Source organism: Streptomyces phaeochromogenes (genome assembly GCF_001418655.1).
GTDB lineage: Bacteria > Actinomycetota > Actinomycetes > Streptomycetales > Streptomycetaceae > Streptomyces > Streptomyces phaeochromogenes.
Map to the genome: position 1 here is coordinate 416 of NZ_LIQZ01000587.1, position 2,033 is coordinate 2,448.

General features: G+C 65.0%; 2 protein-coding genes and 1 pseudogene. 1 reads left to right on the plus strand and 2 read right to left on the minus strand.

The window, feature by feature from the left end; all coding sequences use genetic code 11:
- Both AOK17_RS53210 and AOK17_RS46210 read right to left on the minus strand, forming a co-directional pair.
- Window positions 1-149, minus strand: a 149-nt coding sequence (locus AOK17_RS53210) for a 2-C-methyl-D-erythritol 4-phosphate cytidylyltransferase (RefSeq protein ID WP_245697853.1), incomplete at its 3' end; no start/stop codon positions are given.
- A 342-nt stretch (window positions 150-491) separates the two neighbouring features.
- Window positions 492-974 carry a CarD family transcriptional regulator gene (locus AOK17_RS46210; protein ID WP_003953493.1) on the minus strand — a complete coding sequence of 161 codons (483 nt, stop codon included), beginning with the start codon at window positions 972-974 and terminating at the stop codon, window positions 492-494.
- Window positions 975-1,752: 778 nt separating this feature from the next.
- On the opposite strand from AOK17_RS46210, the pseudogene AOK17_RS53215 reads away from it, so the two are divergent.
- Window positions 1,753-2,033: pseudogene (locus tag AOK17_RS53215) on the plus strand (DUF461 domain-containing protein); the annotation flags it as partial.

Here is a 2,033-nt window from a genome sequence, read left to right on the forward strand (position 1 = left end):
GCGCGCACCGCGTGGATGAGCATGGGGGTGCCATTCAGCGCGCGAAGCGCTTTGGGAGCGCCCGGACCAAGGCGTACGCCCCGGCCGGCGGCCGGAATCACGGCCGCCGTACGGGCCTCGGACGGCGAAGGGCGCGAATCGTCAGACATCGGTTCCTGTCAGGTTTGTATGCTCGGCCGACGTGGGTATGGCCTGGGCGTGGTACCCCCGACCGAAGGTTGGGGGAGTGCCGGGCGCGACGCCTTGACCGGACCCTTCCGTGACATTCGGTCGAGCCGCTGCCCGGGCCCGGCACGCCAAGTATCGGGGCCGTGAATGTTCGCCGAGAAATCGGCCATGAATGTTCTGGAGCACCGAGAGCAAGGTATCCGGGTACGAACATGCCGCAGCGCCCGGCGACAATGGATACGTCATCGGGCACCGCGGCATTTCATTGCGCCGAACCACTCGTTTCGCCTCTGGTCAGAAAGCGATCAGAGCGCGGACGGGCGTCAGGACGCGAGGACCTCGTCGAGCAGTGCCTCGGCCTTGTCCTCGTTCGTGTTCTCCGCGAGGGCGAGCTCGCTCACCAGGATCTGGCGGGCCTTGGCGAGCATGCGCTTCTCGCCGGCGGAGAGTCCACGCTCGCGCTCACGACGCCACAGGTCACGGACCACTTCCGCAACCTTGATGACATCGCCGGAGGCGAGCTTCTCGAGATTTGCCTTGTAACGACGCGACCAGTTCGTGGGCTCCTCGGCATACGGCGCGCGCAGTACCTCGAAGACCCGGTCCAGCCCGTCCTGACCGACCACATCACGTACGCCGACGAACTCCGCATTGTCCGCTGGCACACGTACCGTCAGGTCACCCTGGGCGACCTTCAGCACCAAGTAGGTCTTGTCCACGCCTTTGATCTGGCGAGTTTCGATAGCCTCGATCAGCGCGGCCCCGTGATGGGGATAGACCACGGTGTCGCCAACCTTGAACGTCATGTGACAGGTACCCCTTCCGTGGCTATCCAGGGTAACACGGAAACCGCGTGTTCTGAATGGCGTTTTCGCAGGTCAGGGCATATCTCGGGGCTTGACAATCGCGACATGAACGTGCTGCGGAGGGGCAGCGGAGGACGGTATTCGCAGGTCGGAGCGGCTCTCCACGCGGAGGGAAACGCGCACGTTACAACACCCCGAGACCCCGCTCACGTGCCTGAACGTCCAGATTTGTCGGGTTCCGAGAGCCCACGTTCCGCTACTCCGTTCGGTGAGCGGAGTCGAGTACGAGGAGAATCCGGAATTGATCACGGCGGCGGAAGGCGCGTCGAAGATCAGCCGGAGAGTCGGACCGGGAGTCACCCGAAGATCGACCGAAGATCGACCGAAGAGAGCCCGGAGATCGACCGAAGATCCGCGGAAGATCGACGGAACACCGGGCGAAGATCGATTTCCTGGATCGCCATGCATTCCTTACGGGATATCCGCAAGAGCCGGACGGGCGACTTACCGATGCTTCTTATGTGAATGGCGGACCGGTGCGCGCCCAATGCAACCGCCGAGTGCGTCGAGCGGCGAGAACAACGGTGGAAGACAGGGGCGGACGGGGGCGGACAGGGGAAGGCTCGATCCGGCCGGACAGCACCCACCGGCCGCTAGAGGCGGGTCGGGTGCGGTGGCACGGGAACGGCTCGGTAACCTAAGGCCGCTGACAGACCCTTAGGGCGGCTTTATGCAGGAGCCGCTCTGCTTCGCCCACGTTCAAGGAGTTGCCGCCGCCGTGAGCAGCAGCCTTCGACGCGGCACAATCGCCGCCGCCGCCATCGCGTTCTCGGTCGCCTCGCTCGCCGCATGCGGTGCCGGCAACAAGGCCCAGACGCTGGAGATCAAGCCGGACAACGCCGCCACCAGCGTCGGTGACATCAAGCTTCAGAGTGTCGTCGTCGTGACCCAGCCCGAGCTGGAGTCGACCGGTCCCGCCGTCGTCTCCGCGACCGTGTTCAACGACGGCCCCACCGCCCAGACGCTCGACTCCATCGCCGTGGAGGGCATCTCCAAGCC